The sequence below is a fragment of the Dickeya dadantii NCPPB 898 genome, assembly GCF_000406145.1.
Taxonomy (GTDB): Bacteria; Pseudomonadota; Gammaproteobacteria; order Enterobacterales; family Enterobacteriaceae; genus Dickeya; species Dickeya dadantii.
Map to the genome: position 1 here is coordinate 1966809 of NZ_CM001976.1, position 15252 is coordinate 1982060.

At 56.7% G+C, this 15252-nt stretch carries 16 protein-coding genes; 9 read left to right on the top strand and 7 right to left on the bottom strand.

The genetic code is table 11. The features are described from left to right. Nucleotides 1–71 precede the first annotated feature (71 nt). The 5 genes from glnQ to rhtA form a co-directional block, all read right to left on the bottom strand. Nucleotides 72–794 (bottom strand): glutamine ABC transporter ATP-binding protein GlnQ, encoded by a 723-nt coding sequence (gene glnQ / locus DDA898_RS09125; protein WP_013317527.1) that lies wholly within the window; start codon nucleotides 792–794, stop codon nucleotides 72–74. Further along, on the bottom strand, nucleotides 791–1450 hold the full coding sequence (glnP, locus tag DDA898_RS09130; RefSeq protein WP_038911013.1) for a glutamine ABC transporter permease GlnP: 660 nt from the start codon (nucleotides 1448–1450) through the stop codon (nucleotides 791–793). Before glnP ends, glnQ begins: the two co-directional genes overlap by 4 nt. 101 nt (nucleotides 1451–1551) lie before the next feature. Continuing rightward, complete coding sequence (gene glnH / locus DDA898_RS09135) at nucleotides 1552–2298, bottom strand: glutamine ABC transporter substrate-binding protein GlnH (protein ID WP_013317529.1); 747 nt, start codon at nucleotides 2296–2298, stop codon at nucleotides 1552–1554. Nucleotides 2299–2794: 496 nt separating this feature from the next. After that, the gene (dps, locus tag DDA898_RS09140; RefSeq protein ID WP_038911014.1) at nucleotides 2795–3298 is read right to left on the bottom strand and encodes a DNA starvation/stationary phase protection protein Dps; all 504 of its coding nucleotides are present in this window, start codon (nucleotides 3296–3298) and stop codon (nucleotides 2795–2797) included. Nucleotides 3299–3747: 449 nt separating this feature from the next. Next, nucleotides 3748–4632, bottom strand: a complete 885-nt coding sequence (gene rhtA / locus DDA898_RS09145; protein ID WP_038911015.1) for a threonine/homoserine exporter RhtA — start codon at nucleotides 4630–4632, stop codon at nucleotides 3748–3750. 371 nt (nucleotides 4633–5003) lie between these two features. Here rhtA and ompX point away from each other — a divergent pair, with 371 nt between their 5' ends. Next, entirely contained in the window at nucleotides 5004–5519 is a 516-nt protein-coding gene (ompX, locus tag DDA898_RS09150) for an outer membrane protein OmpX (protein ID WP_013317534.1), read from the top strand. A 71-nt stretch (nucleotides 5520–5590) separates the two neighbouring features. On the opposite strand, the gene DDA898_RS09155 is transcribed toward ompX, so the two are convergent. Next, entirely contained in the window at nucleotides 5591–6085 is a 495-nt protein-coding gene (locus DDA898_RS09155) for a MarR family winged helix-turn-helix transcriptional regulator (protein ID WP_013317536.1), read from the bottom strand. A gap of 97 nt (nucleotides 6086–6182) precedes the next feature. On the opposite strand from DDA898_RS09155, the gene DDA898_RS09160 reads away from it, so the two are divergent. Beyond that, on the top strand, nucleotides 6183–7358 hold the full coding sequence (locus DDA898_RS09160; RefSeq protein ID WP_038911016.1) for an MFS transporter: 1176 nt from the start codon (nucleotides 6183–6185) through the stop codon (nucleotides 7356–7358). Here DDA898_RS09160 and DDA898_RS09165 read toward each other — a convergent pair. After that, nucleotides 7355–8269 carry a LysR family transcriptional regulator gene (locus DDA898_RS09165; protein ID WP_013317538.1) on the bottom strand — a complete coding sequence of 305 codons (915 nt, stop codon included), beginning with the start codon at nucleotides 8267–8269 and terminating at the stop codon, nucleotides 7355–7357. The genes DDA898_RS09160 and DDA898_RS09165 overlap by 4 nt on opposite strands. Before the next feature lie 127 nt (nucleotides 8270–8396). On the opposite strand from DDA898_RS09165, the gene DDA898_RS09170 reads away from it, so the two are divergent. The 7 genes from DDA898_RS09170 (at nucleotide 8397) to DDA898_RS09200 (ending at nucleotide 15047) form a co-directional block, all read left to right on the top strand. Then, a complete protein-coding gene (locus DDA898_RS09170) occupies nucleotides 8397–9179 on the top strand; it encodes a 5-oxoprolinase subunit PxpA (RefSeq protein ID WP_038911017.1) in 783 nt (260 codons plus the stop codon). 29 nt (nucleotides 9180–9208) lie between these two features. Continuing rightward, nucleotides 9209–9457 carry an acetyl-CoA carboxylase gene (locus DDA898_RS09175; protein ID WP_033111796.1) on the top strand — a complete coding sequence of 83 codons (249 nt, stop codon included), beginning with the start codon at nucleotides 9209–9211 and terminating at the stop codon, nucleotides 9455–9457. A gap of 53 nt (nucleotides 9458–9510) precedes the next feature. Continuing rightward, a complete protein-coding gene (locus tag DDA898_RS09180) occupies nucleotides 9511–10896 on the top strand; it encodes an acetyl-CoA carboxylase biotin carboxylase subunit (RefSeq protein ID WP_038901002.1) in 1386 nt (461 codons plus the stop codon). A gap of 1 nt (nucleotide 10897) precedes the next feature. Beyond that, nucleotides 10898–11782, top strand: coding sequence for a 5-oxoprolinase subunit B family protein (locus DDA898_RS09185; protein ID WP_038911018.1), 885 nt, complete (start codon nucleotides 10898–10900; stop codon nucleotides 11780–11782). After that, a complete protein-coding gene (locus DDA898_RS09190; protein WP_038911020.1) occupies nucleotides 11769–12779 on the top strand; it encodes a 5-oxoprolinase subunit C family protein in 1011 nt (336 codons plus the stop codon). The genes DDA898_RS09185 and DDA898_RS09190 overlap by 14 nt, the downstream gene beginning before the upstream one ends. Before the next feature lie 299 nt (nucleotides 12780–13078). After that, nucleotides 13079–14383: a purine-cytosine permease family protein gene (locus DDA898_RS09195; protein ID WP_038911021.1), complete on the top strand. Its 1305-nt coding sequence runs from the start codon at nucleotides 13079–13081 to the stop codon at nucleotides 14381–14383. Between the two features lie 169 nt (nucleotides 14384–14552). Next, complete coding sequence (locus tag DDA898_RS09200; protein WP_038911024.1) at nucleotides 14553–15047, top strand: Hsp20 family protein; 495 nt, start codon at nucleotides 14553–14555, stop codon at nucleotides 15045–15047. Nucleotides 15048–15252: the final 205 nt, after the last annotated feature.

The following is a 15252-nucleotide window of genomic DNA, read 5'->3' on the forward strand; positions in this document are numbered from 1 at the left end:
GAATCGGGTTGGCGCTGCTCTGAACGCCAGTACGTTAACGGCAGCCCCGGCAGGGCCGCCGTCAAGGCTTATCAGGAAACGTGCTGTAAAAACTCGCGCAGGCGATCGCTGGGCGGATTAGAAATCAACGTATCCGGATGACCGTCTTCGGCAATACGGCCTTTATCGATGAAGATCAAGCGGGAGGCCACTTTTTGGGCAAAACCCACTTCATGGGTCACGATGACCATGGTCATGCCTTCTTCGGCCAGATCTTTCATCACGTTCAGCACTTCGTGGCGCAGCTCCGGGTCCAGCGCCGAGGTCGGCTCGTCAAACAGCATCAGCTTAGGTTTGACCGCCAGCGCACGGGCGATCGCCACACGCTGCTGCTGGCCGCCGGACAGCTCGGACGGGTAGTGGTGCGCGCGCTCCGCCAGACCCACTTTGCCCAACAGCTCACGGGCTAGTTTCTCCGCGTCGGCCTTGCTGGCGCCGCGTACCCGAATCGGGCCGAAGGCCACGTTTTCCAGCGCAGTCAGGTGCGGGAACAGGTAGAACTGCTGGAACACCATGCCCGCTTCCTGACGGATCAGGCGCTCGTCCACTTTCGGGTCGTTGACGGTCAGGCCGTCCACCACCAGTTCGCCGCTGCTGATCTCTTCGAGCTTGTTGATGCAGCGCAGCAGGGTGGATTTCCCGGAGCCGGACGGCCCGATGATCACTACTACTTCACCCTGATTGATGTTCAGGTTGATGTCGTGCAGTACCTGAGTCTGACCGTAGTGTTTCGATACGTTTTTAAATTCAATCATATAATCTTCAGTCTTCTTTCCAGCCAGCGCATTCCAATGGTAAGAACCAGTGTAATGACCAGATAGATAATCGCCGTGGCGGTCAGTATTTCCAACGCGCGGAAATTACCCGCAATGATTTCCTGTGCCTGACGCGTGAGCTCAGATACACCAATCACAATACACAATGACGTGTCTTTAATACTGATGATCCACTGGTTGCCCAGCGGCGGCAGCATACGACGTAATGCCAGCGGCGTAATCACATGGCGCAAGGTGGCACGGTGCGATAACCCCAGCGCCAAACCCGCTTCGGTAAAGCCTTTATGGATAGACAACACCGCACCGCGTGTAATCTCGGCGATGTAGGCACCCGAGTTAATCATGATAGTGATGATGGCTGCGGTAACCGGGTCTATGCGAACCGATGTCAGCATCATGGGAAGAGCGAAGTAGATGTACATTATCTGTATCACCATGGGGGTGCCACGGATCACTTCGATAAAAACCAACGCGATGCGGTTAGAGAACCACCCGCCATAGACACGGGCAAAACCCGCCATAACGCCGATAACCAAGCCGCCCAACAGCCCCAGCACGGAAATCAGCAGAGTCATTTGGGCCCCTTCCAGCAATTGAGGGATAGACGGCCAAATGACACTCCAGTCAAACTGCATGAAAATTCTCCAGCAATGATAACGCTACAAAATGTAATGAAAAAAATAATAGAGTGAAGCGCCGCGCGGTTTATCCGGCGACGCCGCAGCGGTGAAGTCTATTATTTCGGTTCGGTGCCGAACCATTTTTTGTAGATGGCGGCGTAGGTGCCGTTGTCGCGCAAGGTTTTCAGCGCACCGTTCACCTTGTTACGCAGCTCGTCGCTGCCTTTCGGGAAGGCGACGCCGTATTGCTGTGCCTTGATCGACTCACCGACGGTTTTGAACTTGCCGTTGCCGGCCGTTTTGATGAAATACAGGATGTTCGGGGTGTCATGCAGTACCGCGTCGGCACGGTTGGTACCCAACTCCAGATAGGCGTTGTCGATGTTCGGGAACTGGCGCAGTTCCTTGGTTTTGATGTTGGCTTTGGCGTAGTCGACCGAACCGGTGCCGCTCTTCACCGCCACCACTTTACCGGCCAGATCCTGCTCGCCTTTGATGTCCTGATTGTCGGCGCGCACCATCACCAGCAGGCCGCTGTTGTAGTAACCGTCAGAGAAATCGATTGCGCGCTTGCGCTCTTCGGTAATGGTGATGCCGGCCAGCGCCAGATCCACGTTGCGGGTTTGTAGCGCCGGGATGATGCCGCTGAAGTCCATCGGTTTCAGGGTGTAGTTCAGGTTCAGTTGCTTGGCGATGGCATCCCACAGGTCGATGTCAAAACCGACGTATTTGTCGCCTTGCTTAAATTCAAACGGCACGAACGCGGTGTCGGTCGCCACGAGCAGTGGTTTCTCCGCTGCCTGACCGGACAGGCTGAAGGCCAGCGCAAGTGCGGCCAGTGAAGCTTTAAATAATGATTTCATCAAAACGTCCTTCCTCTCGTTGGTTATATATTCCGCTGTCTTACCGCACCTTACGGATTTGCTGCGTCAACCCCGGCATGCAGGTATGGGCCGATGGCTCGGCATCGGTTGTGATCACTCGCCGTACTGCCGGAGGCGGTGGAGAAAACAGGGGGAGTCGTTGCCAAAACAGGACGGGTAGACCCGCTAATTATTATGATGCATCCATCAGAAACGCCTATGGATCGCGCTGCTATGAATAACTGAATTGTGCAGGGGACACAACCGTTGATTACGTTCTGGGGACAATATTGCTAACAAGCGCTAACTTTTTGTACGTTTTGCAACGTTATTTCGAGCGTTTTGCGTAGTGATGCAAAAAAAATGCATATTATTTCAGACGTTCTGACAGGGTGAAAATCGCGGAAAAAGGCATGGATGAAACAGCAAAAGGGGGGGAATCGGTGGAAATGGACGGGGAAATCCGGCGGCTGAGCCGCCGGTCATCATTGATGAATTATTCGATGTTGGCTTCGATGAACCACAGGTACTGATCCAGATCGCGGGAGGCGGCGGTGAGCATGTCCGCGGTATCTTCATCCTGTGCCTGACTGATGGCTTTGCGAACGGTATTCGCCACAACGGCGTAGCGGTCCGCCAGGGCCTTCAGATGGTCCTGCACGCTGTGGATATCAAGCGGGTAGGGCTTCAGTGCGGTTTTCTCGTGGAGCACCCGGGTGGTGCCGGTCGCCACGCCGCCCACCTGCACCACGCGCTCGGCGAAGGTATCCAGATGGGTAATCAACGAGGTGCGGAAGGTATCCAGCATCTCGTGTACGGCGATGAAATTCGCTCCGCGCATGTTCCAGTGCGCCTGCTTGGTGATCAGCGACAGATCGGTAAAGTCCACGACCAGCTGATTGAGCAGGGCAATGGTCGAGGCTTTAACGTTATCGTCCAGATCGTTACGGGTGAAAATAAGATCAGCGGAAGCTGTTTTTACCAGTTTGGCTGTACGCATAGTATTATCCTCTTTATTCCTGTCATTACTGATAATGATTTTGGCTGTCGACGAGACGAATTATAGCAGCCGGTATGAGCAGAGGATGCTCAGTTCGGTCTATTACAGGAATAGACTCAGACATCTAAGAATGTCGCCTGGCTGGCACGCTATTTAACATTCAGATCAACCAGTAAAGGAATCAAAAGGGATGGTTTGGATATTGATATAAATTACAAGGTGTTGACGAGAGTGGTAACGAGAAAGAATCAGCGATACTTCACTTTTAGTGCTATTTAAATATTCAATTGTTTTCAGAATGTGTCTTTTTGAAATAAAGACAGCCGGCGGGATAGTCACACAAAATGATATTTCCCGGCCGGGACTGGCCGGGAGAAAGGCTATTTTTAGGCGGAACAATGATGACGCCGCTTATTCAGAACGCGGCGGATTTCAGGGCGAGCCGGGTCTCAGGACGAGGCAGATGATGTCGCGTTCTTTTTCGCGCTAAGCGTGGTGCCCAGCGAGGCGATAATAATAAACGCCAGCGCCAGCCACTGGGTGAGCGACAGGTGTTCGCCGAGAAAAAGAATGCCGGACATCGCCGCCACCGCGGGTTCCAGGCTCATCAGGGTGCTGAACGTACGCGCCGGTAAACGGGTTAGCGCCAGCATTTCCAGCGTATACGGCAGCGCGGTGGACAGCACCGCCACCGCTATACCTATCGGCAGAATACTGAGGGAAAATAGACTGTTGGTATCGGAAAACAGCAGGCCGATCGGACAATAGATCAGCGCGGCGATCAGCGAACCCATCGCCACGGTGCCGGCGCCGTGGTTGGCGCCGGCCTTCTGACCGAACAGGATATAACCCGCCCAGCAGGCGCCGGCGCCGGCGGCAAAGGCGGCGCCGGTTAAATCCACATTACCGATGTGCTGCCCGAGCGGCAACAACAACCACAGCCCGGCGGCGGCCAGCAATACCCACATGAAATCCAGCAGGCGGCGCGACGCCAGAATCGCGACCGCCAGCGGCCCGGTGAACTCCAGCGCCACCACGATCCCCAACGGTACGGTGCGCAGCGCCAGATAAAACAGATAGTTCATGCCGCCCAGCGTGATGCCGTAGACCAGCAGCGACAACCTGTCCGACCCAAAGCGCAGCCGCCAGGGCCTGAACACCACCAGCAGAATCAGCGCGCCTATCGCCAGGCGCAGTGCCGTCATGCCGGATGCGCCGATCAGCGGGAAAACCATCTTGGCCATCGCCGCGCCGGTCTGGATGGAAAGCATGGCGATGATGATCAGTAATACCGGCAGGAATACGGAGTTTTTTAATGCGGAAATCAAGGTCATTGCAGGGCCTTAAAATTCAATGTGCAACCAGAAAAAAGCAGGCAATAAATGAACAAATTATTCGAAGTTAGTTTACTCTTGTTGACCTTAATTTACTCTCCATTTGAAAATCTTTTTTTTGATATAAATTCAGCTTGAAAATTAATCAAAAAATTAAGAAAACTCCGCATCGAAGCGGAGCGATTCATTTATTTTTTCATACGTTCGTGAACTTTATTTTTCATTAAAAATCAATAATATAAATTGAAAATGAAATGAATTGTTACATGTTTAGCCTAATTGAAAAATAATAACCAGGCGGCATGTGCCCTAATTTTTTGTTATATTTGTCTCGCTTAAATCTTCTTTCGTAAGATAATTCGAGGCATATTATGAAAAAAATCGCGTGTCTTTCCGCTCTGGCTTGTGTTCTGGCCGTAAGCGCAGGTACTGCAGTGGCTGGCGACAGCACTGTATCTCTTGGTTATGCTCAGGGCGACGCTCAGGGCGTGCAAAACAAACTGCCGGGTTTCAACCTGAAATACCGTTACGAATTCGATAACAGCCAGCTGGGCGTGGTAGGGTCTTTCACCTACCTGCAGGACAGCCAGACTGTTAACGGTACCTACGACAAAGCGCAGTACTACGGTTTCAGCGCCGGTCCGTCTTTCCGTTTCAACGACTGGGCGAGCATCTATGGCCTGGTTGGCGTGAGCGCGGCTAAATTCACCGCCAACAACACCGACGGTTCTTCCAACAACAGCTCCAGCGATGCTGGCTTTGTCTACGGTGCCGGTCTGCAGTTCAACCCGGTTCAGAACGTAGCCTTTGACGTTGGTTACGAGCAGAGCCGTATCCGCAGCGTTGACGTAGGCAGCTGGAACGTGGGCGTAGGCTACCGTTTCTAATCGCGCCATGCGCTTCACGCACCGCGTGAAAAAATGCGTTCTGAAAAATCCGCCCTGCCGGGTGGATTTTTTTATGGCTGCGGCAAGCCCGCCAGCAGTTTTTTAAGCAGCAGGTTGAGTTGCTGCTGTTCGTCTTCATTCAATGATGCCAACGCCTGCCGCTCATTGTCGGTATGTAGCGCCACCAGCGTATCCATCAGTTCCCGCCCTTGTTCCGTCAGCGTGACCAGCGTACCGCGCCGATCCTGCGGGTTGCTCTGACGTGCCACCCACTGCGCCTGTTCCAGCCGATCGATGCGGTTGGTCATGCCGCCTGACGACATCATCAGCGCCTCGTACAGCTGCGTGGGCGTCAGCGCATAGGGCGCGCCGCTGCGTCGCAGCGTCGCCAACACATCAAACTCGCCGGGACGCAGACCGAAACGGGTAAATAGTGGGTTGAGATGATCCCGTTCGAGCCGCTGGGCGGCTTCGAACAGCCGGCCCAGCACCTGCATCGGAAACGGGTCAATATCCGGCCTTTCCCGCCGCCATTGTTCATAGGCGTTATCTGCGCGATCTGTCATAAGCGTAATTTATCTTGACGTTAAGATTCTTTTGATGAAGATATTCTACGGGCAACACAGGTCGTCGTTCAAGCATCAGGGAGTCATAAGGAGCGTTATGTCACACGCAATTCGTGCAGGATCACTGTTTTTTGTCGTCATCACCATCATGTTGCTGGGGTTGAATCTTCGGCCGGTGCTGGCTGGCGTCGGGCCGCTGCTGTCGAGGATTCAGGCGGCGACCGGCATGGGGGATACGCAGGCTGGCTTATTGACTACGTTGCCGGTATTCGCCATGGGAATCTGCGCCCTGTATGGCGGCTGGCTACAGACCCGACTGGGAGAATATCGCGGCATCGGTATCGGCATTGTCGGGATTGCGGTGGCCTGCCTGCTGCGGTGCTGGCTGACCAGCACCGCCGGGTTATTGCTGACCGCCGCGCTGGCCGGTATCGGCATTGCGCTGATTCAGGCGCTGATGCCGTCGTTTCTGCGCCGTAGCTTTAGCCGTCAAAGCAGCCGGCTTATGGGGTTGTACACCACAGCCATTATGGGCGGCGCGGCGCTGGCGGCAGCCAGTATCTCGCCGCTGGCGGACATCATGGACTGGGACGGCGCGCTGGCGATATGGGGCGCGCTGGCGACACTGGCGACGGTAGCCTGGCTGATTACGGTGTCGTTGAGTCCGATGCCGGATAGCGCGACGCGTTCGGGGCCGGCGCCATCGCAGAATCGGGCCTGGGCGCTGATGATCTTTTTCGGCATCGGTACCGCCGCGTATACCCTGGTGCTGGCCTGGTTGCCGCCGTATTACACCCAGCTTGGCTGGAGCCCCGCCCGTAGCGGGTTATTGCTGGGTGGGCTGACGCTGACCGAAGTGGTGGCCGGGCTGCTGGTGTCGTTGCTGATTAACCGGTTCCCGGACCGGCGCTATCTGCTGCTGCCGGTATTGTTATTGCTGCTGCTGGGTATGGCCGGCTTGATACTGGCGCCGCAGACGCTGGTGTTGCCGATCATGATTGCGCTGGGGCTGGGTATCGGCGCGCTATTTCCGCTGTCGCTGATTATCGCGCTCGATCAAGTGGACGACCCGCGTCAGGCGGGTGCGCTGATGGGGTTCGTACAAGGGGGCGGTTACCTGATCGCCAGCCTGATGCCGTTGCTGGCGGGTTTTATCCGGCAGTACACCAGCGGTCTGGGGCAGGCCTGGTTGATCATGGCGGCGGGGGTGGGGGTGCTGATCCTGATGGCGCTGCGTTTCGCGCCGCGCCATCAGGTGTCGGCGTCGGCCTAACGGCGTGATAACGCCAACTGCGGCGTCAGGAACAGGTTGCGGAAGTATTCCCGAACCGCCTGCATCGCCGGGGTAAACTCGGCGTCATGATACCAGGCCAGCCCGACGCTCATCGGGTGAACCCGGTCTTTCAGCGATCGGGTTTCGATACGCCGCCCCTCAAGCGACCAGGGGCGGTACACCAGATCGGACAAAATCGCCACGCCCAGTCCGTTCGCCACCATACTGCGCACCGCCTCCACTGAGCTGGTGCGCAGCATCACCTTCGGGCGATGCCCACTCAATTCCCAATAGCGCATGGCGCTGTGATCCGCTTCATCCACCGTCAGCATGATAAAGGGCTCGTTGGCGACATCCGCCAGGCTCACCTCCGGCTTGTCGCACAACGGGTGGCGGCTGGGCAGCCATAGCCGCCGCTCCGAATTAAACAGGGGTTCGGCGGTAATTTCCGGGTGGGTAATGTTGGCGGTCAGCACCAGCGATAAGTCCAGAGAACGATCCAGCAACCCGGTTTCGATATCCTGCCGCTCGCGTTCGTTGAGATGAATGGCGACGTGAGGAAAGCCGTATGACAGTCGCTGCAGATGAAACGGCAGAAAATACCCCATCACCGTGTAGCTGGCGGCCATGTTCAGCGAACCGGCGATGCGGTTGTCGGTCAGCGGAATATGCATGGCGTCATCCACGCTGCGCAGCACGGCGTAGGCGTGATTAAGGAAGTAGCTGCCGTTTTCGGTCAGCGTCATGCCATGCACCGAACGCAGGAACAGCGGCTTTCCCAGCAGGTTTTCCAGTTCCTGAATCGCGCTGGTCACCGCCGATTGTGAAATATTGAGGTGGATCGCCGCCTGGGATATCTGGCCTGTCTCCGCGGTGGCGATGAAGTAGCGAATCTGACGCAATGTGACCATGGCATACCCCTTATCGGCGAGCGTTCTGTTTTTCAGATAGCAAGCATTCTGAAAATACGTCTTTCCGAATAGAAAATTGTGGTTCTATATTATTTTTAAACAAAACCATCACAAATAAGAAATAATTATGAAATATGAAATCGATCTGAATTCCGATATGGGAGAAAACTTTGGTCCCTGGAAAATAGGCGATGACGTTGATCGGGAGATTATGTCTTATATAAGTTCTGCCAATATTGCCGCCGGATTTCACGCCGGCGATCCCACCACTATACGGCAGACTATTGAATGGGCCAATGAGTATGGCGTCGCGGTCGGCGCGCATCCCGGATTTCGCGATCTGGTCGGCTTTGGCCGGCGGCATATTCATAGCCAGCCGCAGGAAGTGGTGAATGACATTTTGTATCAGCTCGGGGCGCTGCGGGAATTTACCCGGCTGTACCAATTACCGTTACAGCACGTCAAACCGCACGGCGCGCTGTATATGCATCTGGCGCGCGATCGGCCGTCCGCGCAGCTGTTTGTGGAAACCCTGCACCGGCTGGACCCCGAATTACGGCTGTTTTGCCTGCACGGCTCATGGACCTGGCAGGAAGCAAAAAGACTACAACACCCTGTTATTTGTGAATTTTATGGCGACAGAGAGTACGACGCCAGCGGCTCGATCGTCTTTACCCGCCGGGTGGGCGAGCTGGACCCGGCGCGGGTGGCGGAGAAAGTAGTGCGCGCCTGTGTGGAAGGCAAAGTGACGACGGTCGATGGTGAAGATATTCACGTCGAGTTCGAGTCGATTTGTATTCACAGCGATACGCCCGGCGCGCTGGCATTAATTAAAGCGACCCGGGAGGCATTGAATAACGCCAATATTCGTGTGCGTTCGCCATTGCGGAATAGTTTTAATAATCGGTAATTGATAAATAATTATAAGGATTGAGGCTAATGAAAACATATGAGGTTTGTTCTCCTTTACCGGGTGTTTTTTATCGTCAGCCCGCACCGGACGCCCCTGCATTTATTGAAGAAAATACCCCGGTTACCGCAAATAGCGTTATTGGGTTGGTCGAGGTGATGAAACAGTTCAGTGAAATTTATGCGGAGCAGGCTGGCGAATTAATATCGTTCTGCGTGAATAGCGGCGATGCGCTGGAGCCGGGTCAGGTCATAGCCATCATAAAAATCGATGAATAACGGTAAAACCTACAACACAGCCTAATAACCACTCAATCAGGAGAGAGGCGAAGATGCGTCAGCCGATCAGAAAATTGCTTATCGCCAACCGGGGGGAAATTGCCGTTCGCATTATTCATGCCGCCCGTAGTCTGGGGATTGCCACGGTAGCCGCCTGCAGCGAGGCCGATGCCGATTCGCTGCCCGCGCGTCTGGCGGATGAAACGGTACTGCTGGGGCCGGCGCGCGCCGACCAGAGTTACCTGAATCAGGCGGCGTTGTTGCAGGCGGCCAAAGACAGCGGAGCGGATGCGGTACATCCGGGATACGGTTTTCTGTCCGAGAATGCGGCATTCGCCGAGGCGGTAGAGCAGGCTGGGCTGGTGTTCGTCGGCCCGACGGCGGAAACCATTCGCATGATGGGCGACAAAGCGGCGGCGCGGCGCACCGCGCAGGCGGCGGGGGTTCCGGTTGTACCCGGCTCAGGGGTGTTGTCGTCGCTGGCGGCGGCGTTACAGGCCGCCGAAGAGATTGGCTACCCGTTGCTGATCAAGGCGTCTGCTGGCGGCGGCGGGCGCGGTATCCGGGTCGTCAACCATGAGGATGACCTGAAACGCGAGTTTCCGATCGCCCAGAGCGAAGCGAGAGCGGCGTTCGGGTGCGGCGATGTTTATCTGGAGCTGTTTATTCGCCATGCCCGCCATATCGAAGTGCAAATTCTGGGCGACGGCGAGCGGGCGGTGCACCTGTATGAGCGTGAGTGTTCGTTGCAACGCCGTCGCCAGAAGGTCTTTGAAGAGGCGCCGTCGCCGGCGTTGACGTCGACACAGCGCGAGGCGTTGTGCCGCAGCGCCCTGCAACTGGCGCAACAGTTGCGCTACCGCAGCGCCGGGACGCTGGAATACCTGTTCGATACCGAGCGGGAACAGTTCTATTTTATCGAAATGAACACCCGCATTCAGGTCGAACACCCGGTTACGGAGCGGGTGACCGGCGTCGATCTGGTGCAGTGGATGCTGCGCATCGCCGGCGGCGAACCGCTTAGCCTGCATCAGGAGGCGATCGCGCTGCACGGGCATGCCTGTGAGATGCGCATCAACGCAGAAGATCCGGCACGTAATTTCTTCCCTTGTCCCGGCGTGGTAGACACGCTGACGTGGCCGCAAGGCCCCGGTATTCGTATCGACAGCCATCTGTTTAGCGGTTACCGCGTCCCGCCGTATTACGACTCCCTGCTGGCCAAAGTGGTGGTATCCGGACCGACGCGCCAGCAGACGCTGGCTCGTGCCGAGCAGGCGCTGAACCAGTTGCGAATCGGCGGCATCACCACCACGCAGTCATTGCACCAATGGCTGCTGGCGGATACCCGGTTGCGCGCCGGACACTTTGATACCACCTCGCTGGAAAGCTGGCTACAGGCGCGAGAAGCCGAATCACTGTCGCTGTCGAAGGAGGCCTGACATGACCTTTCCTGCAATACGCTACACCTTCGGCGGCGATGAGCACCTGTTCGCCGAGATTGACGAAGCGATGTCGCTGGGCGCGTTTTTCCGCGGGCTGGCGATGACCCGTGCGCTGGAGCAACTGGCGCTGCCCGGCGTGCTGGATATTTGCCTGGCTAATGCATCCTTTCAGGTGCGCTTCAATCCGGATGTTATCGCGCCGCAGGCGCTGCTGGAGACGGTACAACGTACCGAACAGCAGGCACAGACGATGACGGTGCTCGACACGCGTATCATCGAAATTCCGGTGCTGTACAACGACCCCTGGACCCACGACACCCTGATGCGGTTCCGCGATCGTCATCAGGAGCCGACGGCTACCGACCTGGAATATGCCGCGCGCATCAACGGCTATCAGGATGTGGCGGCGTTTATTGCGGCGCACAGCGGCACGCCGTGGTTTGTGTCGATGGTGGGATTCGTGGCGGGATTGCCGTTCATGTTTCAGATGGTGGAGCAGGCGCAGCAGTTACAGGTGCCGAAATACCTGCGGCCGCGCACCGACACCCCCAGACTGTCGCTGGGGCACGGCGGTTGTTTCGGCTGTATCTACTCGGTGCGGGGCGCGGGCGGCTACCAGCTGTTTGGCGTCACCCCAGCGCCGATTTACGACCCGGAACAACGTCTGGATTATCTGCAATCGTCGATGGTGTTTTTCCGCTCGGGCGACATCGTGCAGTTTAAACCTATCGATCTGGCGCGCTATGAACAGGACGTACAGGCGGTTGACGCCGGCAGCTTCAGCCTGCGCATTCGTCCGGTAACGTTCGAACTGGATAAGTTCCTCGCCGACCCGACCGGCTATAAACACTATCTTCAGGAGGTGCTGTATGCAGGTATCTAGCGAGCGGATCATATCTAGCGTGCGGATCAATGTCATCCGGCCGGGGCTGGCGACCTCAGTACAAGATGGCGGGCGCGAAGGCTATTACCACCTGGGCATTCCGCCGTCCGGCGGGCTGGATCAGTATTCGCTGCGGCTGGCGAATTTGCTGGTGGGCAACCCGGCGCAGGCCGCCGTACTGGAAATGACGTTGCTGGGACCGGAATTGCAGTTTGAAGGCGATGCGCTGGTGGCGGTGTGCGGCGCGCGGATGTCGCCGTTGCTGGACGGCATGGCGATGCCGCTGGATACCACGTTTGCGGTGCGCGCCGGTCAGGTGCTGCGGTTTACGCCGACCACGGCCGGGTGCCGCGCCTATCTGGCGGTGGCGGGCGGCATTGCGGTGCCGGAGGTGCTGGACAGCCGCTCGACCTATGCGCTCGGTGCGCTGGGCGGTTATCAGGGGCGCCGGCTGGCCGCCAATGATGTACTGCCGGTCGGCGTGCCGTCACACCAGGTCACGCCGGAAGTGACGGTGCCCGCCGACTGTCTCCAGCCGCTGGACAAGCAGGTGACGTTACGCATGGTGACCGGGTTGTACATTCACCGGCTGACCCCGGCGGCGGTAGAACAGTTTTTTGCCGACGACTGGCGGGTCGGCACCGAAGCCGACCGCATCGGCTACCGGCTCAAAGGCGGGGCGCCGCTGGCGTTTGAGCCGCGCACGCCGCCGTTTGGCGCCGGCTCGGATCCATCCAACATTGTCGATGCCTGCTACCCCATCGGCTCGGTGCAGGTGCCGGGCGGTCTGGAGCCGATCATTCTGCTGCGCGATGCGGTGTCCGGCGGCGGTTACATGACGCTGGGGACGGTGATCAGCAGCGATCTGGACATCATCGGGCAGTTGCAACCCCATTACGGCGTTCGTTTTGCGCCCGTATCGCTGGAGGAGGCGCTGGTCGCCCGGCAACACTATCGCCGCCGTCTTGAGCGGCTGACGCTGTTGTTAACAAACTGATGTTAACGAACTGATGTTAACAAACTGATGTTAACGAACGGATATTAAAGAACAGATGTTAACAAACAGAGGTTAGCGCACTGATTTCAGACGGTCCCGCCGATTTTCCCTGCGCCAACACCAGGAACGGCAACGGCGGCGGGACATCGTCTGACATACCGGACCACGTAAGCGACCGTGCGGCTTTTGCCGCGGCGGCGGACGGGTTCGGCCATAACGCATGCCGCCACGTTGTATCAGGTGGTATTGGTGTGACGCCGGCGGCATGTCATCAAATACGGGTCTGTGGAGGGGTTGCGATGGCTGAGGTATCTGATGTTCAGGGGGCAGCGGCGGCATCGCCTGCCGATACGGTGTCCGGCACCGAGCGCATGGGAAAACTGTCGCTGACCATGGCCTGGTGGGCGGTGTGCAGCGCGATTTTCTATATTGTGGTGGGGGCGTCGCTGGCGCTGAATTACGGCGCGCGCAATGCCATTATCGGTATGGTGCTATCCGTCGTGTGCTACGGTTTGATCAACGCGGCCATTAGCCGTTTCGCTATTCGCAGCGGTCTGTCGGTGGCGGCGTTTTCCGGCCAGTTGTTCGGTCAGGCGGGGTCGGCGCTGGCGACGCTGATTTTTTTCTCCACCGCCATTTATTACGCGGTGTTTGAAGGCTCGGTGATTGCGTTCGCCATCAATCATCTGTTCCCGGCGCTGGATTATCACTGGGCCGCGTTGCTGGTGGTGCTCTACAGCGTGCCGCTGATTTTCGGTAGCGTGCAGCACTGGCTGGACAAGTTCAACGGCGTGCTGCTACCGTTTTACCTGCTCGGGCTGGCGCTGACGGTGACGGTGTCCGTCCAGCATTACGGCTATCAGCCGCAATGGCTGTCATTCGGCCCGGCATCGCCGCCCGCCTATGGTTGGTGGAACTGCTTCACCTACTACATGGGGGTGTGGATTTTAATGATGTACACCTTCGACTACGCCCGCTTCGGCCGTCAGGAAGACAGTCAGTATCATGCACGCATCAATTTCGGTATGCCGTTCTATCTGATCACGTTTCTGTTAAACGGGGTGGTCGGTATCTATCTGGTCAGCAGTTTTGCCCAACAGAACGGCGTCAGTGAAACCGCGGTGGTGGTCAACATCCTCAATCTGCTCGGTTTCTGGGGGCTGTTGTTCGTGTGGGTGACCCAGACACGCATCAATACCGCCAACTATTATCTGGCGACCGTCAACATGCAGGTGTTTTTTGACCGCCTGCTGCGGCTACGCTATCGCAAGATTGTCTGGGCCTGCGTGGTGGGGGCGGCGGTCTATGTGCTGATGCTGGCGGATGTGTTCGCCTATATTTTGCAGGCGCTGGCTTATCAGGGGGTATTTGTGGTGGCGTGGGTCGGCGTGGCGCTGGCGCATATTCTGGCCCGCCGCGCCTCATCGACTACGGCGCCGGTGCGTGCGTTGAATCTGACCGGCCTGGGCGCCTGGCTGCTGAGTGTGATCGCCGGCGTTGCGCTGATGCACGGCAACGCGGTGCTACAGGCGTTTTCCGCACCGGCGACCTTTGTTGTGGCGCTGGCGTTGTATTGGCTGTTGCCGCATAACCGTAGCGCCTGATTGAGCCGGGCAGGGAGGCCCGTTCGCTTGTCGATGACATCATTTCCCCGCCGGCGGCCTTGAAAAAATGGCGTATGGATCTATATGAAGGAATGAGAGCAAGACAAAGCTGTTGCCTTGCGGTTTGCACTTTTGAATGTGGGTATGACGAATATTCAGGAGGTTAACCATGGCATTCAAATCGATGTCTTTATTTCCGGCTGTTACCGACTCGCTGTTCTCCGACCGCTTCAACCGCATCGATCGGTTATTCAGCCAACTGACCGGCGATACGCCGCTCACCGCTACGCCATCCTACGACATCCGCCGGCTTGACGACACTCACTATGGCATTACGGTCAGCGTGCCCGGCTGGCGTGAGGAGGATCTGGAGATCAGTACGCATGGCGGCCAGCTCACTATCAGCGGCAAACGTAAGGAAGAGGTGTCGGAAGCGGAGCAGGAGCAGGAGCAGGAGGGCTGGCTTTATCGTGGCATCAGCCACACTGATTTCAGCATCAGCTATGCTCTGCCGGAGCATGTCAATGTGGAAAGCGCGCATCTGGAAAATGGCCTGCTGACCGTCACGTTAAAGCAGGATATCCCGGAAAACGAAAAGCCGAAAAAAATTGCCATTGAAAACCGTAATCAGACGGGGACTCAGGCATTGGAACACGAACATTAATTTTTATTATTCCTTCTTGTGATTTCTTCGCCCCGATTTTTATCGGGGCTTTTTTATAAATAATATTTAAGAATGCTTATCTGATATTGATGGAATCGTTGCAGGTTGTCCGTTGCTGTATAGAAATATTTATTCTCTTGTGTTTTATGTTGGATAGTTTCTCTGGGGTAATGGTTGGGAATATTCTGATACCGATATGGGTGAG

Bases quoted from the DNA above. Each gene is read 5' to 3' on its own strand.
- glnQ (WP_013317527.1), bottom strand. From the start codon at position 794: ATGATTGAATTTAAAAACGTATCGAAACACTACGGTCAGACTCAGGTA.
- glnP (WP_038911013.1), bottom strand. From the start codon at position 1,450: ATGCAGTTTGACTGGAGTGTCATTTGGCCGTCTATCCCTCAATTGCTG.
- glnH (WP_013317529.1), bottom strand. From the start codon at position 2,298: ATGAAATCATTATTTAAAGCTTCACTGGCCGCACTTGCGCTGGCCTTC.
- dps (WP_038911014.1), bottom strand. From the start codon at position 3,298: ATGCGTACAGCCAAACTGGTAAAAACAGCTTCCGCTGATCTTATTTTC.
- rhtA (WP_038911015.1), bottom strand. From the start codon at position 4,632: ATGACCTTGATTTCCGCATTAAAAAACTCCGTATTCCTGCCGGTATTA.
- ompX (WP_013317534.1), top strand. From the start codon at position 5,004: ATGAAAAAAATCGCGTGTCTTTCCGCTCTGGCTTGTGTTCTGGCCGTA.
- DDA898_RS09155 (WP_013317536.1), bottom strand. From the start codon at position 6,085: ATGACAGATCGCGCAGATAACGCCTATGAACAATGGCGGCGGGAAAGG.
- DDA898_RS09160 (WP_038911016.1), top strand. From the start codon at position 6,183: ATGTCACACGCAATTCGTGCAGGATCACTGTTTTTTGTCGTCATCACC.
- DDA898_RS09165 (WP_013317538.1), bottom strand. From the start codon at position 8,269: ATGGTCACATTGCGTCAGATTCGCTACTTCATCGCCACCGCGGAGACA.
- DDA898_RS09170 (WP_038911017.1), top strand. From the start codon at position 8,397: ATGAAATATGAAATCGATCTGAATTCCGATATGGGAGAAAACTTTGGT.
- DDA898_RS09175 (WP_033111796.1), top strand. From the start codon at position 9,209: ATGAAAACATATGAGGTTTGTTCTCCTTTACCGGGTGTTTTTTATCGT.
- DDA898_RS09180 (WP_038901002.1), top strand. From the start codon at position 9,511: ATGCGTCAGCCGATCAGAAAATTGCTTATCGCCAACCGGGGGGAAATT.
- DDA898_RS09185 (WP_038911018.1), top strand. From the start codon at position 10,898: ATGACCTTTCCTGCAATACGCTACACCTTCGGCGGCGATGAGCACCTG.
- DDA898_RS09190 (WP_038911020.1), top strand. From the start codon at position 11,769: ATGCAGGTATCTAGCGAGCGGATCATATCTAGCGTGCGGATCAATGTC.
- DDA898_RS09195 (WP_038911021.1), top strand. From the start codon at position 13,079: ATGGCTGAGGTATCTGATGTTCAGGGGGCAGCGGCGGCATCGCCTGCC.
- DDA898_RS09200 (WP_038911024.1), top strand. From the start codon at position 14,553: ATGGCATTCAAATCGATGTCTTTATTTCCGGCTGTTACCGACTCGCTG.